The sequence below is a fragment of the Streptomyces sp. H27-H5 genome (assembly GCF_026627505.1).
Taxonomy (GTDB): Bacteria; Actinomycetota; Actinomycetes; order Streptomycetales; family Streptomycetaceae; genus Streptomyces.
Genome location: NZ_JAPNLK010000019.1, coordinates 94,753 through 109,556, shown reverse-complemented (window position 1 = coordinate 109,556; position 14,804 = coordinate 94,753). Strand labels below are relative to the sequence as shown.

13 protein-coding genes are annotated in these 14,804 nt (G+C 70.6%); 1 reads left to right on the top strand and 12 read right to left on the bottom strand.

Features of this window, described 5'->3' with window-relative positions; all coding sequences use genetic code 11:
* Window positions 1-601: 601 nt before the first annotated feature.
* Entirely contained in the window at window positions 602-1,135 is a 534-nt protein-coding gene (locus OTB19_RS12565) for an ATP-binding protein (protein WP_324290515.1), read from the bottom strand.
* A complete protein-coding gene (locus OTB19_RS12560) occupies window positions 1,132-1,683 on the bottom strand; it encodes a hypothetical protein (RefSeq protein WP_267798163.1) in 552 nt (183 codons plus the stop codon). The genes OTB19_RS12565 and OTB19_RS12560 overlap by 4 nt, the downstream gene beginning before the upstream one ends.
* A gap of 135 nt (window positions 1,684-1,818) precedes the next feature.
* On the opposite strand from OTB19_RS12560, the gene OTB19_RS12555 reads away from it, so the two are divergent.
* Window positions 1,819-3,213 (top strand): hypothetical protein, encoded by a 1,395-nt coding sequence (locus tag OTB19_RS12555; protein WP_267798162.1) that lies wholly within the window; start codon window positions 1,819-1,821, stop codon window positions 3,211-3,213.
* Between the two features lie 302 nt (window positions 3,214-3,515).
* Here OTB19_RS12555 and OTB19_RS12550 read toward each other — a convergent pair whose 3' ends face one another.
* The 10 genes from OTB19_RS12550 to OTB19_RS12505 form a co-directional block, all read right to left on the bottom strand.
* Complete coding sequence (locus tag OTB19_RS12550) at window positions 3,516-3,833, bottom strand: hypothetical protein (RefSeq protein WP_267798161.1); 318 nt, start codon at window positions 3,831-3,833, stop codon at window positions 3,516-3,518.
* 8 nt (window positions 3,834-3,841) lie between these two features.
* Window positions 3,842-4,762 carry an N-acetylmuramoyl-L-alanine amidase gene (locus OTB19_RS12545; RefSeq protein ID WP_267798160.1) on the bottom strand — a complete coding sequence of 307 codons (921 nt, stop codon included), beginning with the start codon at window positions 4,760-4,762 and terminating at the stop codon, window positions 3,842-3,844.
* A complete protein-coding gene (locus tag OTB19_RS12540; RefSeq protein WP_267798159.1) occupies window positions 4,762-5,055 on the bottom strand; it encodes a hypothetical protein in 294 nt (97 codons plus the stop codon). The genes OTB19_RS12545 and OTB19_RS12540 overlap by 1 nt, the downstream gene beginning before the upstream one ends.
* 326 nt (window positions 5,056-5,381) lie before the next feature.
* The gene (locus OTB19_RS12535; RefSeq protein WP_267798158.1) at window positions 5,382-5,627 is read right to left on the bottom strand and encodes a hypothetical protein; all 246 of its coding nucleotides are present in this window, start codon (window positions 5,625-5,627) and stop codon (window positions 5,382-5,384) included.
* An 85-nt stretch (window positions 5,628-5,712) separates the two neighbouring features.
* Window positions 5,713-6,588: a hypothetical protein gene (locus tag OTB19_RS12530; protein ID WP_267798157.1), complete on the bottom strand. Its 876-nt coding sequence runs from the start codon at window positions 6,586-6,588 to the stop codon at window positions 5,713-5,715.
* Between the two features lie 192 nt (window positions 6,589-6,780).
* On the bottom strand, window positions 6,781-7,503 hold the full coding sequence (locus OTB19_RS12525) for a hypothetical protein (protein WP_267798156.1): 723 nt from the start codon (window positions 7,501-7,503) through the stop codon (window positions 6,781-6,783).
* 72 nt (window positions 7,504-7,575) lie between these two features.
* Window positions 7,576-7,887: a hypothetical protein gene (locus tag OTB19_RS12520; RefSeq protein WP_267798155.1), complete on the bottom strand. Its 312-nt coding sequence runs from the start codon at window positions 7,885-7,887 to the stop codon at window positions 7,576-7,578.
* A gap of 138 nt (window positions 7,888-8,025) precedes the next feature.
* The gene (locus tag OTB19_RS12515) at window positions 8,026-9,051 is read right to left on the bottom strand and encodes a hypothetical protein (protein WP_267798154.1); all 1,026 of its coding nucleotides are present in this window, start codon (window positions 9,049-9,051) and stop codon (window positions 8,026-8,028) included.
* A complete protein-coding gene (locus tag OTB19_RS12510) occupies window positions 9,051-10,379 on the bottom strand; it encodes a hypothetical protein (RefSeq protein ID WP_267798152.1) in 1,329 nt (442 codons plus the stop codon). The genes OTB19_RS12515 and OTB19_RS12510 overlap by 1 nt, the downstream gene beginning before the upstream one ends.
* A gap of 85 nt (window positions 10,380-10,464) precedes the next feature.
* Window positions 10,465-14,796, bottom strand: a complete 4,332-nt coding sequence (locus OTB19_RS12505) for a phage tail protein (RefSeq protein ID WP_267798150.1) — start codon at window positions 14,794-14,796, stop codon at window positions 10,465-10,467.
* Between the last annotated feature and the right edge of the window lie 8 nt (window positions 14,797-14,804).

Sequence of the window (14,804 nt, the reverse complement as noted above, 5' to 3'; positions counted from 1 at the left end):
CCCGAACCGCCGAAGCTCCCCATGGCCGCCTGGATCAACAAGCCCGACGACCCCAGGCCCGACGATCAAACGATCCCGGCACAGCGATAGAACACTTCACCTGCCTTGATCACGTTGACAGGCTCCGCAGTGCGCACACAACGCGTTGCAGGGCTCGCAGATCTGGATGAGCGCCTTCCGATGGGGGGCGTCCACCGTCGTCCGGAAGTAGCAGGACACTGCCTGCCCCTTCGTGATGATCGCGCGACCGGTCACAGATGACCTCCTGGGTCAATGGGTGCGGGATGGCCCGCCCCGGCCGCGCGCCAACACAGCGCGACCGAGGGCGGGAGTCTCAAACCGAGGCACTGCCTCGGAGGTGGTGAGCACGCACCAGCGCCTCCAAGCGCACGATGCACGGCTCACAGCAGTAGAAAGGGGCATCGCCCGCGTCCTGGCTCTGGACCGGACCGAGCCACAGCACCGGCACGTCCGTCTCATCGCAGCGCCAACAGTCGCCGTCAACGAACCTGTTCACGACCGCTACCCCCGGCAGATGCCGTAGGCCAGGGTCACGATGAGCACGCCGAGGGCCAGGACGTAGAGGATCGGCCCGTAGCGCTCAAGCACTGGACTTCTCCCGGTCCACGGCCAGATCGGCCCACACGCGTTTCCCCCACCGCAACGGATCCACGCCCCACCGGCCGTCACTGAGAGCCGCGACGAGGGCCAGGCCCCGCCCGGACTCGTCGTCCTCGACCGCCGGCCGCGGCAGGGGGAGCCGATGAGACATGTCCACCACGGCCAGGCGCACGACCAGCAGGTCCGCGCGACGCGTCACCGTGACCCGGATCGACCCGGACCGGGCGTGCGCGACCGCGTTGGACACCAGCTCGCTCATGACGAGGAGCGCGGCATCCTCGACACCGCCGAGGGACCACCGGTCCAGCGCGCCGGACACCAGCAGGCGCGCGGGCCGCGCGGACTCAGGCAGCCGCGGCAGGGTCCGTGTGTAGGAGGGAGCTCCGGGAACTGCTGACTCGAACATCGACATGCGGACGCCGATCCTCTGGGCTCGGCGGACGACGCCACCGGCCACGCTCAAGGCCTCGCGGGACGTCACGTCCTGCGCGGGCCAGGACAGGGCCTCGGTCACTCCAGCTCACCGCCCGACGGAACGAACCGACGTCGGCCGAGGCAGGCGAGGGAGGCTAGCAGGGCAGGCGGGCACAGCTCCCCGGGCCCTTCAAGGGGGAGAACCCACCAGGGCCGGTCACCGACCGGCTCACACCGATCCGGGGCCGGCACCAGGAGCAGCGCGCGCGGCGCATGCAGCGTCGTGGACGGCACATTCCAAATCGTCGCCGCGCTCGCGGGCAGCAGGACCACGTACGCGCCATCGGCGCGGAACGCCCCGGGGTCGTAGAACACCGGCCCGTCCAACGCCTCTTGCAGCGCCGGCGCGCACTCCTCCGGGCTGTCCACGCCCGTCGCCGCGTGGACGATCGAGGCCGGGACGAGCACAGCCGTGAACAGGGGCGACGGCTGGAGCCAGGTCTCCCCGGTCTCCTTCCACGCCGCGTTGGCCGCACTGACCGACGGTGCCGCAGCGAGCAGCCAATGCCCCGAGGCCAGCCGGCGTTCCGATCGGGTCGTTAACGCACCGGTGAGCGGCGCCTCCTGACCCTCCGTATCAACATCCATTCAATGCCCCCAAGCGGCATTCGTCCGAGGTGTGACGCAGCTCATGTAACCGGCGCTACCGTGGCAGAGACAGCACCGGTCAACGCCCGATGCGTTTACCGGGTTTAACGCCCTGCTTGGGAGGGTGCACACACCGTGACAACTTCGCGTGCCCGAAACGAAAGCCTCCGACTCGCCCTGGAGCAGACAGGTCTGACGTACGACCAGTTCGCCGCAGACATCCGCCGCATCGCGGCCGAAGCCGGCGAAACCCTCCGCACCAACCGGTCCGCCGTTGCCCACTGGGTCGCCGGCCGACCGCCCTCCCCGGAGACCGGCGCCTACATTGCGGAAAGCCTGTCCCGCCGCCTCGGGCGGCACGTCACCCCCGCCGAGTTCGGCTGGAAGGTGCCCGGACATGGCAACGGGCCCGACGCCCGGCTTGGGTTGGGCATCGGACCCGATCCAGTGGACATCGTACGGCGAATCGGGGAGGCCGACATCAACCGCCGAAAGATCCTTACGGGAGCCGCCTACAGCGTCGCCGCCGCCGCCTTGCCTCTCGGCCTCGTCCAAGCGGCGGAAGCACAGGAGCGCGCGACGGGCGCAGGGCGCATGGTCGGGGTGGGCGACATCGACGCAGTGCGCTCCATGCTCAAGGCGTTCACCGCCATCGACGAGCGGCAGGGAGGACTCCACGGCCGCTCCGCCGTGGTCCAGTACCTGCGGACCGACGTCGTCGGCCTCACCCGGGCACGGTGTGCCACGGAGGCCCTACGCGGGGACGCCCTCACCGCCGCGGCCGCCTTCGCGTTCCTCGCCGGCTGGAAGGCATACGACGCCGGCGAACACGGCCTCGCCCAGCGCTACTACCTCCAGAGCCTGGGCCTGACCAGGGAGGCCGACAACCCCCTCCACGAGGCATGGGTGCTGCGGATCATGGCCCACAACGGCATGGACATCGCCCGCCCCGAACACACGCTGGACCTGGCCGACGCCGCCCTGTCCCTGGCCACCGGCCGCGCCGACCCCGGGATGCTGTCCATGTTCGTCGTCTGCCGGGCCCGCGCGCTCGCGGTCGCCGGCCGCGGCGCGGAGGCAGTCACCGAGGTACGCCGGGCACAAGACCTAGCCATCCGGGGCGAGGACGACGTGATGCCGTACTGGCTCACCCTGTCCGGCTCCCCCCGCGCCGCCGTGGCCTCCCACTCCGCCAAGGTGTTCCGCGCACTCAAGGACCACCCCAACGCCGCCAAGCAGTACGCCGCCGCCGGCCGCAGCTACGGCAGCGCCGCCCATGGCGGCCTGTCCCGCATCACGGCCCTGTCCCTCGCCTCCCTGGGCAAGGAACAGGCCGCCCAGGGTCACCTGGAGCAGGCATGCGGCACATGGGGCCAAGCCCTCACCCACTTCACCGGGGTGTACTCCGACCGCGCGGTGAAGCAGGTCGGCTCCATCCGCCGGCAGCTCACGGTCTTCGAGCGACGAGGGGTCGGCGCGGCCTCCCTCCTCGATGAGCAAGCCCGCTCCTGGCAGCTCGCCCACGCCTGACCCCGGACACAAAGGAGCCCCGCTCATGGTGAGCGGGGCTCCTCCGTCGGGTCCGAGAAGCTGGCAGCAACAGCTTTGAATGGACAAGTCCCCACCATACGCCCTGTGTCCGACATCAGGCCGTATGCGCGAAAGCCCGGCCGCGCTGGGGGAGGTAGCGCGACCGGGCTTGCTCGGGGGGTGCACCACGCCAAGGGGCGGTGCGGACCACCAGCATCCCCCACCAGCATGATCTAAAGCAGGTAAACCACCGAAAGCGGGGTGTCCCGCTCCCGGAGCCGTGGGAGCGGGACACCCCAGCCTCAACCCCCCGAAGGCGGGTCGAGGCAGATCCTGGCCAGGCACGCGTTCGCCCGGTCGACGGCATCCCTCAGCGACTGCCCGTCGTTGGGGTGCAACTCGTGGTCCACCCGGGCCAGCCGCGCCTCGATCTCCCCGACGCGCTCCAGCACCCCTGGGCGGGCAGGCACGCCGGCCCGGGGCGGCTCCCCGTACCAGTCGTCCATGAACTGATCCATGCGCCCGGCCGTACGGACCAGCCCTCGGAGAAGGCGCCACAGCACACCGACCACGCCCGCGATGACGGTGAACGCGCCGGCCCAGACGAGCACCGTGTCCATGACGCCCCCTAGCCGACGACGTCGAAGCCGTGCTTGCGGGCCAGGACCCCCAGCGTGAACGCCCCCGGCACCCCGTCGGCAGGCTCACCCGGCCGCCGCCCCCAGTACCCCAAAGACTCCTGCCAAGCGCTGTACGCGGACCTGGTCGACCAGCCGTAGTGACCGTCCAGGAACCGCTTCTGCAACAGCCCCTCGTCCACGAGGGCCACCTCCAGCACGCGGACGCCCGCGTACGACACGGGCGTGCCCTCCCGACCGGGGTCGGTCTTGGCCGCCCGGATCAGCTCGGACAGGTCCACGACCGGGCGGGTCGGCCGCGGCGGGGGCGGCAGCACGGGAAGCTGAAGACGCCCGGCAACACGGGCCCGCATGGAGGCCATGGTGAAACCCCTCGGGTCCGGCTTCCCCGGCTGCCACTCCAGGTGACCCAGGACCGAACCCGCACCCCACCCGTGCACCCGGCACAGAGCCGCGCTCGCCCGCTCGATGGCCTCCAACTGCACCGCCGGCCACGGGTCGACCCCATCGCCCAAGTTCTCGCACTCGAACCCGTAGAACGCCCGGTTGCCGTCGACCGTGGCCTCATCGTCCACCGGCAGCGCGCGCTCTGCGATCACGGCGGACAACACGTCCGGGTCCCCGAGACCGGCATGGTTCGCCCGCCCGTACCCGACCAGGTAGACCACGCCGTTCTTCGCGATCACCCCGTGACACAAGGGCCCCGGAAGCTCGCTGTGCCCGTCCCGGCACAGGTCCACCGCGTACTGCGTGCCTTGGGTGACGGTGTGATGGATCATCACGCCGTGGACCGGCCCCCACGGGCCGTGTCCCTCCCGGTTGTGGGTCTGCCAGGCACCCACCTCCACCACGACCAGGCCCTCCGCGCGCAGCGCCCCCAGAAAGCCGGCGGCCGTCACAGGCGCAGCCATCAGACACGCTCCGGCCAGTGCCAGGACCCGGGACGAACCTCGTCCGGCGACAGCTCGCACCCCTCCCCGTCCGGCTGATACAGGAAGCACCCGCCCTCCGACAGCGGACGGAAATGCAGCCCGGTCGGGTTGGTGACGGCCAGACCGACCTGGTACGGCTCCTCGACGTTGACCTCCGTCACGGTGGCCGCCCGACACTTCGCGGAGTACACCTGACTGCCATCCGGGAGCAGCGGCGTGCCATGGCTGACGTAGTGGACGGCGCGGCCCACGGTGGGCGCTGCTTGGGCCATGAGGGACCTCCAGGACAGGGGGCCGGACAGGGTGTCCGGGGTTGGGCGGACAGGGCCGGACAGGGTGTCCGGACAACGACCATCGCGCGGAGCCGCAGCGCCATGACCTGCGCGGACACTGCCCGGACAGGATGTCCGCAAGGTGTCCGCACCGGGGTGTCCGCAAGGGGTGCGGACAGGGTGTCCGCAAGGCGGGCGGACAGGGTGTCCGGGGTGTCCGGACGGGGTGGCAGGTCAGCCGGACAACTCCACGTCACGATCCCGCGCGCGACCCGAGGACCCCCGCCGACATCGCCGGCGCCCTCGCTCCTCCAGCCGACGCCCCATCAACGAGCCTTCGTCCGCCGCCCCGTGGCAGCCGGCTCCGGCTCCTTGACGACATGCCCGGACAGGCGGGCGGCGGTCGCGGCCGGGAGCCCCGCCTCAATGAGGGCGTCATGGTCGGCGCGCCGGCCGTCGAGGAGAGCGACACTCTCCGCCTCCCGCCGGGCCTCCGTCCCCGCGACCACGGCCGCAGACCCCGCCTCGTACTCGGCCTCCGTGATCTCGACCGCGCCCTCCGGAGGGGACACCTGCCCGTGATTCCCCGAGATCGACCGCATGCCGAACGCACCGGTATCCGGGTATCGGTAATAGAAAGTCGGCACGATATCCCCTTTACGCGAGGTTGAAGATGAAAGCCTGAATCCACGTCTGGACCCGGTTGTACGTGGCCCCACCCGTACCGCGACTCATCGTCACGCGCATCGGTGCGGCCTGAACTCCACCCGCCGGGACGATCGTTGACACAACCTTGGTGTGCTGGGAATGCACGTCGTTCTGGAAGGTGGTCCCGTTGTTGAATCGGTACACCATGGCGTCCGTGCCGATGCCCCAGTCCGCCGACGAACCCACCGGCATGTCAACGCTCACCTCGACCTCCTGCTCGATGAGCACGAACGCATCGCGGCAAGGATCGGGGTTGATGATGTTGATGGACTGCATCTCGATCTGCACGTTCAGCCCCGCCGGCACGAGGACGTCCGGGTATGCGGTCTGAGTCTGCTGCACGAACCGGGAGAACCCGCCCGGCGGCACCGCCCGCAACCGGCCCGTGGTGTCGCAGTACAGATCCCCGCCCTCCGTGTCGATGTCACACGGGAACGGCCACACACCCACGGGGATGGTGAGCGGCGACCCGCCCGAACCGTCCCCGGAAATACCACAGTCGACGCTCACCGTCGCCGCGCCGCTCGGCACGAACAGCCCGTTGTCGCCACCGATCGCGATGTTGTTCCCCGCGTCGCCGGAAAGCCTCGCGCGAATGATCCCGGTGACCGGATCGTAGAGAATGCCCGGCCCCTGGGAAAGACATCCCCGCACCGTCGGGCAATCCGTGGTCGCGTAGATACCACCGTCACCACCGATCGACGCATTGTTGCCCGCGTCGCCGGAAATCCGCGCCGAGATCACACCACTACCGGCGCTGTACGTGATCCCGTCACCCTGGGAAAGACACGGCCGGACATCATCGCAACTCGCCGTCGCCGACACCACGAAAGGATTCGCGAGGCTCCCGCTACCGGTGACCGTCGTGCCCGTACCGGCGGTGACAGAGCAGTTGCACTGTGAGCCGCCACACCCGCACCGCGCCACGCCGACCAACCCCTACCCACAGAAGGATTCGGCCCGGCCCAAAACCAGCGACACCGCGAGTCTAGCCCGCCACAGTCCTGCCACCCCGGGTCAGCCGTACAGGTCCACCACCACGACCCCCACGCCCCCGGGATGCCCGTCATACGCCGTCCCGTACGACAGGGACCCGCCCCCGCCGCCACCGAACCCGCGCGGCGCACCACCCACACCCTGGAACCCTCGCGAGAAGCCCCCGTTGCCCAGGCGGGAGTCCCCGCCGCGGCCGGACGTCGCCACCGTCCCGGACACCCTCAACGCGCCGTCGCTGCCTCCGCCGCCGGTGGCCAGTTGCCCGGTTCCGCCCGGCGCCCCGGTCGATCCGTTCGCGGACGCCGGCGACGTCCCGCTCACCATCGTCGCCGTGCCGCCGTCGCCACCGAACGCGGACAGGAACCCGCCGAACGAACTCGTTCCGCCGGCCGTGCCCGCCGTGTTCCCGATACCGGCCGCGCCGGCCGCGCCCACGACGATGGCCTCCGACACCCCCAGCGAGGCGACCTGGATCAACGACCGGGCCCAGCCCCCGCCGCCGCCCCCCGACCGCGCGATGCACTCTCCGGGGTCCGCGTCCGCGCCGGCGGACCCTCCGCCACCGCCCTGCACCTGCACGTCGATCCGGGCCAGCCACGGATACGAGGCCTTCGTGAAGTTGTACATGCCGGCTGGGGAGTAGACGATCCGCTGCCGTAGCCCCTGCTGGCCCGGGATGAGGCACAGCACCCCGTCGTCGTCCGTCTCGAAGTAGTCGTCGCACACGCACGCCGTATTGGCCACGGGGTCATCCTCCACACCGCAGAAGCGCCCGGCCCAAAACCAGCGGCCCGCCGAGCCTACCGACCCGGCAGGTCAGCCGTCCGTGCCCGGGGGGAGCCGTACCGCCGTCAGGTGGACCCGCACCCCAGGACCGGCCGGCCGGACCTCGCCGCGGCCGACCAGCCACACCCGTACCCGCACCTGGTCCACCTCCACCGCCTCCAGCACCACAGTGGGCGCCTCCCGCCCGTCGCCGGGGTCCGGGTCCACCACCGCCACCGTAACCACCGGCGGCCGGGAGAACGGCCGCGGCAACGTCCAGGCGGCTCGCCCGTCCTCGTCGCTGACCACAACCGCCGCGACGGGCACCGACCAGGTGGGCGGCTTCCACCCGACCGCCGGCACCGGCGCCTGCTCCCCCTCCGCAGCCGCGGCCTGCCCCCGGGGTCTCATCACCCGCGACTGCCTCGCCAGGTCCCGCAGCACCCCCGCCACAGGGTTCCCCGGCACCCTCCGCGCCGGCCCTCCGCGTACCGCCACCGCTCACACCCCCGACCCGAAACCGGTCGGCCCCAACTGGACCTGGATCTTCTCGCTGTCGCCGTTCTCCACGACCTTCACCCCGAGGACCTTCAGGCGTTGGGCGAGGTTCCGGCACGCCAGCACGCTCGTGATGTCCAGGCACCAACCAGGCACCAGCAGCGGGACGTCAATGTTGGCGTCGGGCGACAGGGTCACCTGGTCACTGTCCATGAAGATCGGCACCGGGTACGACGTCCGCAACCGCGACAGGGCCGCGCTCGCCGCCGACGCGTTGTCCTTGATGGACGTCTCCTCGGCGGCCCGCTCCAGCAACCCGTAATAGGCGTCGACCCCGCCCGCGACGCCCTTGATCCCGGTCTCCTCGTCGCCGTGGACGACCCACCGTGTGGCGAGGGCCGCGCCGTCCTCCGCGATGACCAGGCCGTCCGGCAGGTCGACGTCCGACAGGCTCCCGATGCTCACCGCGAAGTCGTCCGGGAGGAGCAGGATCGTGGACCCGATCGCGGTGTAGTCGAGGCCGGTGCCGGCCAGGTCCCGGAGGTGGTCGCCGGTCTGCTCGACGTCCGTCTCGTACGTCCGGTCCCCGGTCACCCCCGACTTCCCCACGATCTGCACGGTGTGCCCTGGGTCATCCGGAGCGAACCCGTCATCGATGAGGGCCTCGGCGATCTCAGTCAGGTCCCGGCCGGTGAACGTCATGTCGGAGTGAGGCACCCGCCGATCCAGCCAGGCCAGCACGTCGCCGGCGAACAGCTCGACCGTGCCGATCCCCCATGAGGCTTGGATGATCGGCCCCTCGAACACCGGCTTCTGGTCCCGCCAGATCACCAGCCGGTGCCTCCACGACCGGACCGCGCCCAACTTCTCGCAGCAGTCGCCATCCGGGTGGATCAGCACGCGCGCCGTCCCGGTGTCGTTGAGCACGCGGTTCCACTCGACCTCGATCAGGGTGTCGGCCGTGGTGACGACCAGGCCCTGACGGTCGATGACCTGCGCCCGGTGCGTCCCGCACCCCGCGACCGCCATCAGAGCCCCCGCCCCGACACACCGATCGTCAGCATCGCCGTCGCGTGCGGCGGATCAAGGGCGTCCGTCTCGATGCACACGCAGTACGTGGCGCAGTCGATAGGCTTGTACGACGCCGGCCCGCCCTCCGCCCCGAAGATGTACGGCGACGTCTCGCAGAGCGGCGCGCACTCCACCAGCGCCCGGCTGACCTGTCCGTCGATGACGACCGCAGTACCTGCCGGGACGAACGCGGCGGTGTAGACGCTGTGCGGGTCGCACCGCTCGTAGTCGGCGATCTCCTCGCACGTGAACGTGCCGTGCGCGGGCGTCCGTTCGTAGAACGAGATCGTGACGTCCCGCAGGTCGTAGCTGCCGGCGCGCAGCGTGATCACCGGGACATCGACCGACCAGCCCGGACGCGTCGTCAAGTCCAGCTCGAAGCACTGCCGTTCGGCCGCGATGGGCAGGCAGTAACAGGTGTCCGGCGCCCGGGGCGCGGGAGGAGGCGTGTCGAGCATGCACGTCACGGACTGCGAGGACACCACCGGGTCCGAGCACGATCCCAGCCGGCAGCACGCACACCCGTCGGGAGCCTCCTCCCCCCGCGTGACAAGGCACCACTCCGGGCAGTCCCCGGCACCGGGCGGCCGGAGAGGCATCTCCAGCACAGGCATGACGTCGGCCCACAGCCAGGGCGTGCCCGCGACGAGGACGAACTCGACGGTGAGCAGGTCCGCGCCGAGGGTGCATTCCCCCGACCGGCACCCGTTGCCCGTACGCTCCAGCACCTTCGGGCCCTCGGCCAGGACGACCCGGCGCAGCGTCCGCCGGTACCGGTCCGTGAACTGCTGCGGTGTCAAGTCCTCGTCCCCCGGGCAGCACGAGAACACCTCCAGACAGTCCCCGTCGCAGGACCCCCCGCTACACCCCGCCAACGCCTCCGACAGGAACTGCAACCCGTACTGCACCCCGCAGCACGTGGAACCGAGGAGGACCCCCGTCACGGTGATCGTGCGGCCCTGCACCCGGGACGGCCCCAGCGACGCGCCCCCCGATACCGCCGTGGTGGTCTGCCGGGTCACCGGGAAGTCGTCCATGCCCTCCACGCTCAGAACCATGAACCCCGCGAACTCCGCAGACTCCGGGACATCCACGTCGTACCACGGCGCCTCGTCGTCCACGGGGTTCGTGTACGGGCCGTCCTCCCCGAGGACTTCCGGTGTCAGCGTCGGACAGCCGCAGTTGCCGTAGTCCGTCAGGGGGGAGCCCACGGACTCCAGGTACGCCGCCAGGCGGGTCGAGTTCGCGATCTCGATCCCGCCGATCCTGAGGTAGTCGGAGTACACCGTCAGCCCTCCATCCGGGGCCGCAGCCCACCCGCACGACCACGCCCGAGGTCTCGGGCGTGCGACCGGTACCGCGCCGGCCCGCTCACAAGCCGGCCATGAGCGTCATGCGCGTCAGCACCCGCCTGGCGGTCGCCTCCGCGTCCCCGACCTCGTTCAACGTCCAGTAGTTGTTGATCACCCCGGCCGACGGGGCGGGCCCTCGGCCGGGCTTGCGGGGGCCGCCCGCGAGGACGTCCAGGAGCCCGGACTCCTCGGCCAGGCGGCGCGCCCTCGTGGGCCGGGTGAGCGGGATCACGACCTCGGTGCCGGCCTCGCCGATCAGGGCCGCCGTCGGAGAGGTGACGACCCCGCCGTCCGCCAGAGGCAGCAGTCCACGCAAGGACCCGGGCAGGCCTGACTTCAACTGCTTCAGCACGTCCGCGCTCACGGACCCCAGCGACGCGGTGATGAGCGCGGGCAGGACCGCGAACGCACCGGCCACGCCCTCCGCGACCTGCTCGGCCGCGGCAACCGCCTGCTTCTGGAGAGCCAGGATGCGGTCCACGAACCCGATCTCCAGGCCCTCGCCGGTCAAGTCACCGATGTCCCGGAAGACCTGCGACGGGCTCTTGATCTTCAACGCGGTGCGGATCGCCACCTGCATGCCCTTGGCGATGCCGACCATCAAATCCTGGATGGCCTTCTGCTGACCCTTGAGCCCCTCCAGGAACCCCTTGCCGGCCAGCTTCCCGGCGTCGAACAGGATGTCCGCGCTCGTGTTGCCCAACCCCTGCGAGGCCGTCACGAGCTGCCCTTGCAGGGTGTTGATCTGGGCCAGCGCACCCTTGCCCGAGTTCGCGAGAGCGCTCGCGATGGCGGCGCCCTGCTCCGGCCCGAGCCCAACGATCTGCTCCAGCAGGTCCTTGCGCAGGCCTCGGGCGGCAAGCCCCCTGATCTGGTTCGCGAATGTCTTGATGTCGAAGATCGTTTGCTTCAGGCCCTCGGCGAGAGTCTCCGTTGTCACCGGCCCCTCGCCCCGCGACAGGTTCGACAGAGACCCGGACTTGAGCACGTTCGCGGCCGTGTCCGCCGCGAACTTCTGGGCGTCCACGATGCGCTGCGTGATGACCTCGCGCTGCTTTGCCAACGTCTGGAGCTTCGCGTTGCCGGCGTCGACCAGCCGCACGAGCACGTCGTCAATGCTGGTCTTGCGGCCCTCGAAGGCGTTGATGATGTCCTTCGCGAGGCGGTCCGTGGTCTCCTTGATCTGCGACGAGGACCCGGTAGCGCCCTCGATGAAGCCGCGGCCGACGTCCTGCCCGATCTTGACGACCCCGGCGGCGACCTTCTGCATGGCCTTGCGGATCTCCGAGGCCGTCCCCGTGATCCCGATCGCGTATCCCTTGCCGGTGTCCTCGCCGATCCCGATGAAGACCTTCGACGGGCTGCCGATCTTCAGCACGTTCTTGGCCGCGTCGATCGCGCCCTTGACGACCGACTTGGCCGCGCTCGCGACTGCCTTGGCGGCGTTCTTGATGCCGTTGATTAGGCCGTTGACCAGATCTTTTCCGATCGAGACCAGGAGGGTGCCAGCTCCCTTCAGCGCGGCGAGGGCCTTGCCCGGGAGTTCGCGCAGGAACCGGATCGCGTCCGATACGAAGCCGGACACGGCCGTCAGCGCGCTGGTGGCCATGCGCTTGAAGAACCCGACGACCGTCGACACCAGCGAGCTGATCGCGGATCCGATCTTGCCTGGCAAGCCGGCGAAGAACCCGATGATTCCGTTGATCAGGTCCGGGATGATCGAGTTCCCGATCAGCGTGTCGTACAGGTATTGGAACCCCTCGATCGCCAGGTCCACGAACTCCGTGAGGAAGTTCACCACGCTGGTCAAGCCGTCGATCAGGCCACCCAACCCGGCCACGATCAACTTGATCAGCGGGACGATCAGCTCGATCGCCACCGCCTTCACGATCACCGCGACGAACTCGGCCAGCGGGGCCAGCAGCTCCACCACCTTGGCCGCCAACGGGCCAAGCGCGGCGAGCAGGTCGCCGATCGGCGCGACCAGGGGCACGACGGCGGCGACGATGGCGTCGAAGGCCTCCAGCAGGGGCGGCAAAACGGGCAGCAGCGCGTCGACCAGCGTCTCGACAAACGGGACAAAAGCGGCGGCCACCTTCGTCACCGCGTCGCCGATGCTGGTCAGCGCCGGGCCGAGGATCGTCACCGCCTGGCTGAACGCGCCGCCGAGCGCCTCGCCCAGCGGGAGCAAGGCCGCGACGAGCGTGCTGAACGCGAGGGTGATCGGCGGCAGGATCGGAAGGAGAGCGTCGACCAGCGAGGAGATCAGCGGACTGACGGCCGCGAAGATCGTTTGAAACGCCGGCGCCAAGACCTGAAGAATCAGATTTCCGACAGCGCCGATCGCCGGTAGCAGCGGCGCCAACCCCGTTGCGAGACTCGCGATCACCTCCCCGACCGCGCCCAGCGCACCACCCGCCGTCAGCGCCGACAGCCCCTGCGCCAAGGCCCCCGTCACCGTCACCAGGGCCGGCGCAATCGCCGTCAGGGCCGGAGCCAGGGACGTGATCAGGCTGGTGATCGCCGGCCCCAGCGTCCCGAAGATCGGAGCCAACGCCGGGGCAATCGCACCGATCTGCGTCACCAGCGCGCCGAGAATCGGGCCGAGCTGCGCAGCGATGACACCGACCGTGGAGAAAATCGCCCCGATGGACTCCTGACCCTCAGCCGACTTCGCGAACGCGGCGAACGAGCCGGTGATCTCCTGGAGCGTCGAGAGGAACGATCCTCCGGACTCCTGCCCAGCGCGGAAGACCGACGCGATGACGGAGCCGACGTTCCCGAGGACGCTCCCCAACTGCTTGATCGTCGCAACCGCGTTGCTCACCAGCGTGACCGCGCGGCCCGATTCCGCAAGCCCGGTCAGGAACCCGCCGAGTCGCTCGGTCAGGCTCTCCACCCCCGCGCCCGCCTGCGCCCCGAACGCGGTCGCGACCGCGGCCGAGACGTCCAGCAGGCCCTTCACGAGAGGCCCGATCCCCCCGACCAGGCCGCCCACGGCCGCCGTGGTCCCCTTGATCAGGGCCCCGATGCTCCCCACCGACTCGGTGGTCGTGGCCGCCTTCAGGCCCTCCGAGGCGACAGCCCCGAAGTTCGCCGCCAGGTTCTTGAGGTTGGCCTGCAACGGCGACAAGGCCGATACGGCCCCCTTCACCTGCCCGGAGAACTGACTGAACAGCGACTGCTGGAGCGACTGCTGAAGCTCACGGAGCGGCCCCGCCACGCCCCGGGCCGCCTCCTGGGCGGCCGGCGCAAGCTTCATCAGCTCCTTCTCGAACTTGCCGACGTCCCCCGACACGGCCGCGCCGATGGTGCCGCTTACCCCCTGTAGCGCCAGGTCCAGCGTGCTCGCGGCCACCTTCGCGCCGAGGAACACGGCCGGGAGCGCAGCCACGATCCCGCTCGCCGACGCCAACGCGACACTGAGACCACCGATCGCGGACGCCGCGCCGGCCGCGGCGATCCCGATACCCCCGAACTTCAGGGCCCCGGCGATTCCCTTGCCGACCGTCGCCGCAATACCGCCGAGCCGGGTCAGCGCGGACCCCGCCCGGTCCACATCGACGTTCGCCTCGACGTCGACACCCGGCGCCCGGTGCGCCCGCACCGCCGCGTCGAAGCCAGAGAAGTCCGGACTGACCGGGATCTCGATCTCCGACAGCCCCCGCAGGCCGGCGAGGAGCCGAGCCTCGAACCGGCGCAGGTCGGGGATGATCGGGATCTCGATCCCGTCCAGGTCCGACAGCCCGGCCACCAGCCCGCGCCCGAACCGGCGGACGTCGGGGATGACCGGGACCCGCAGCTCGATCCCCTGCACCGCCCGCGCCAACGCGGTCCGGAACCGGGAGACATCCGGGGAGACCGGGATCTCCACGGCGGACAGGCCGCGCAGCCCCCGCGTCAGGAGGCTCCGGAACCGGGTGAGGTCCGGGGTGACGGGTACCTCGACCGCCGTCAGCCGCCGCAACTCAACGGCCAACGCGGTCCGGAACCGGGAGACGTCCGGCGTCACCGGGACGGCGACGGCCGCGAGCCCCCGCAACTCGGCGGCCAACGCGGTCCGGAACCGGGAGACGTCCGGGGTGACGCGGACGGACACCGGGTCCAGACGCCGCAGCTCCGCCGCCAACTCGGCGCGGAACCGGGAGACGTCCGGGGTGACGGTGATCTTCGGGCGGGCGGACCGCAACGCCCGCTCGATGTCCCGGCGGATCGTCTGGCCGACGCCGCTGGTGCCGGTCTCCAGCGCCCGCTTCAGGCGCAGGGCGAGGGCACGGGCGTCGGCGACGGCGCCGGCGTCATCGATCTCGACGGTAATACGGGCAGACCCGTATTCGATCTCGTCGGCCATCGGGCAAC

Excerpts from the sequence above, each read along its gene's own strand:
- OTB19_RS12560 (WP_267798163.1), bottom strand. The coding sequence starts at position 1,683 with ATGGATGTTGATACGGAGGGTCAGGAGGCGCCGCTCACCGGTGCGTTA.
- OTB19_RS12550 (WP_267798161.1), bottom strand. The coding sequence starts at position 3,833 with ATGGACACGGTGCTCGTCTGGGCCGGCGCGTTCACCGTCATCGCGGGC.
- OTB19_RS12545 (WP_267798160.1), bottom strand. The coding sequence starts at position 4,762 with ATGGCTGCGCCTGTGACGGCCGCCGGCTTTCTGGGGGCGCTGCGCGCG.
- OTB19_RS12540 (WP_267798159.1), bottom strand. The coding sequence starts at position 5,055 with ATGGCCCAAGCAGCGCCCACCGTGGGCCGCGCCGTCCACTACGTCAGC.
- OTB19_RS12515 (WP_267798154.1), bottom strand. The coding sequence starts at position 9,051 with ATGGCGGTCGCGGGGTGCGGGACGCACCGGGCGCAGGTCATCGACCGT.
- OTB19_RS12505 (WP_267798150.1), bottom strand. The coding sequence starts at position 14,796 with ATGGCCGACGAGATCGAATACGGGTCTGCCCGTATTACCGTCGAGATC.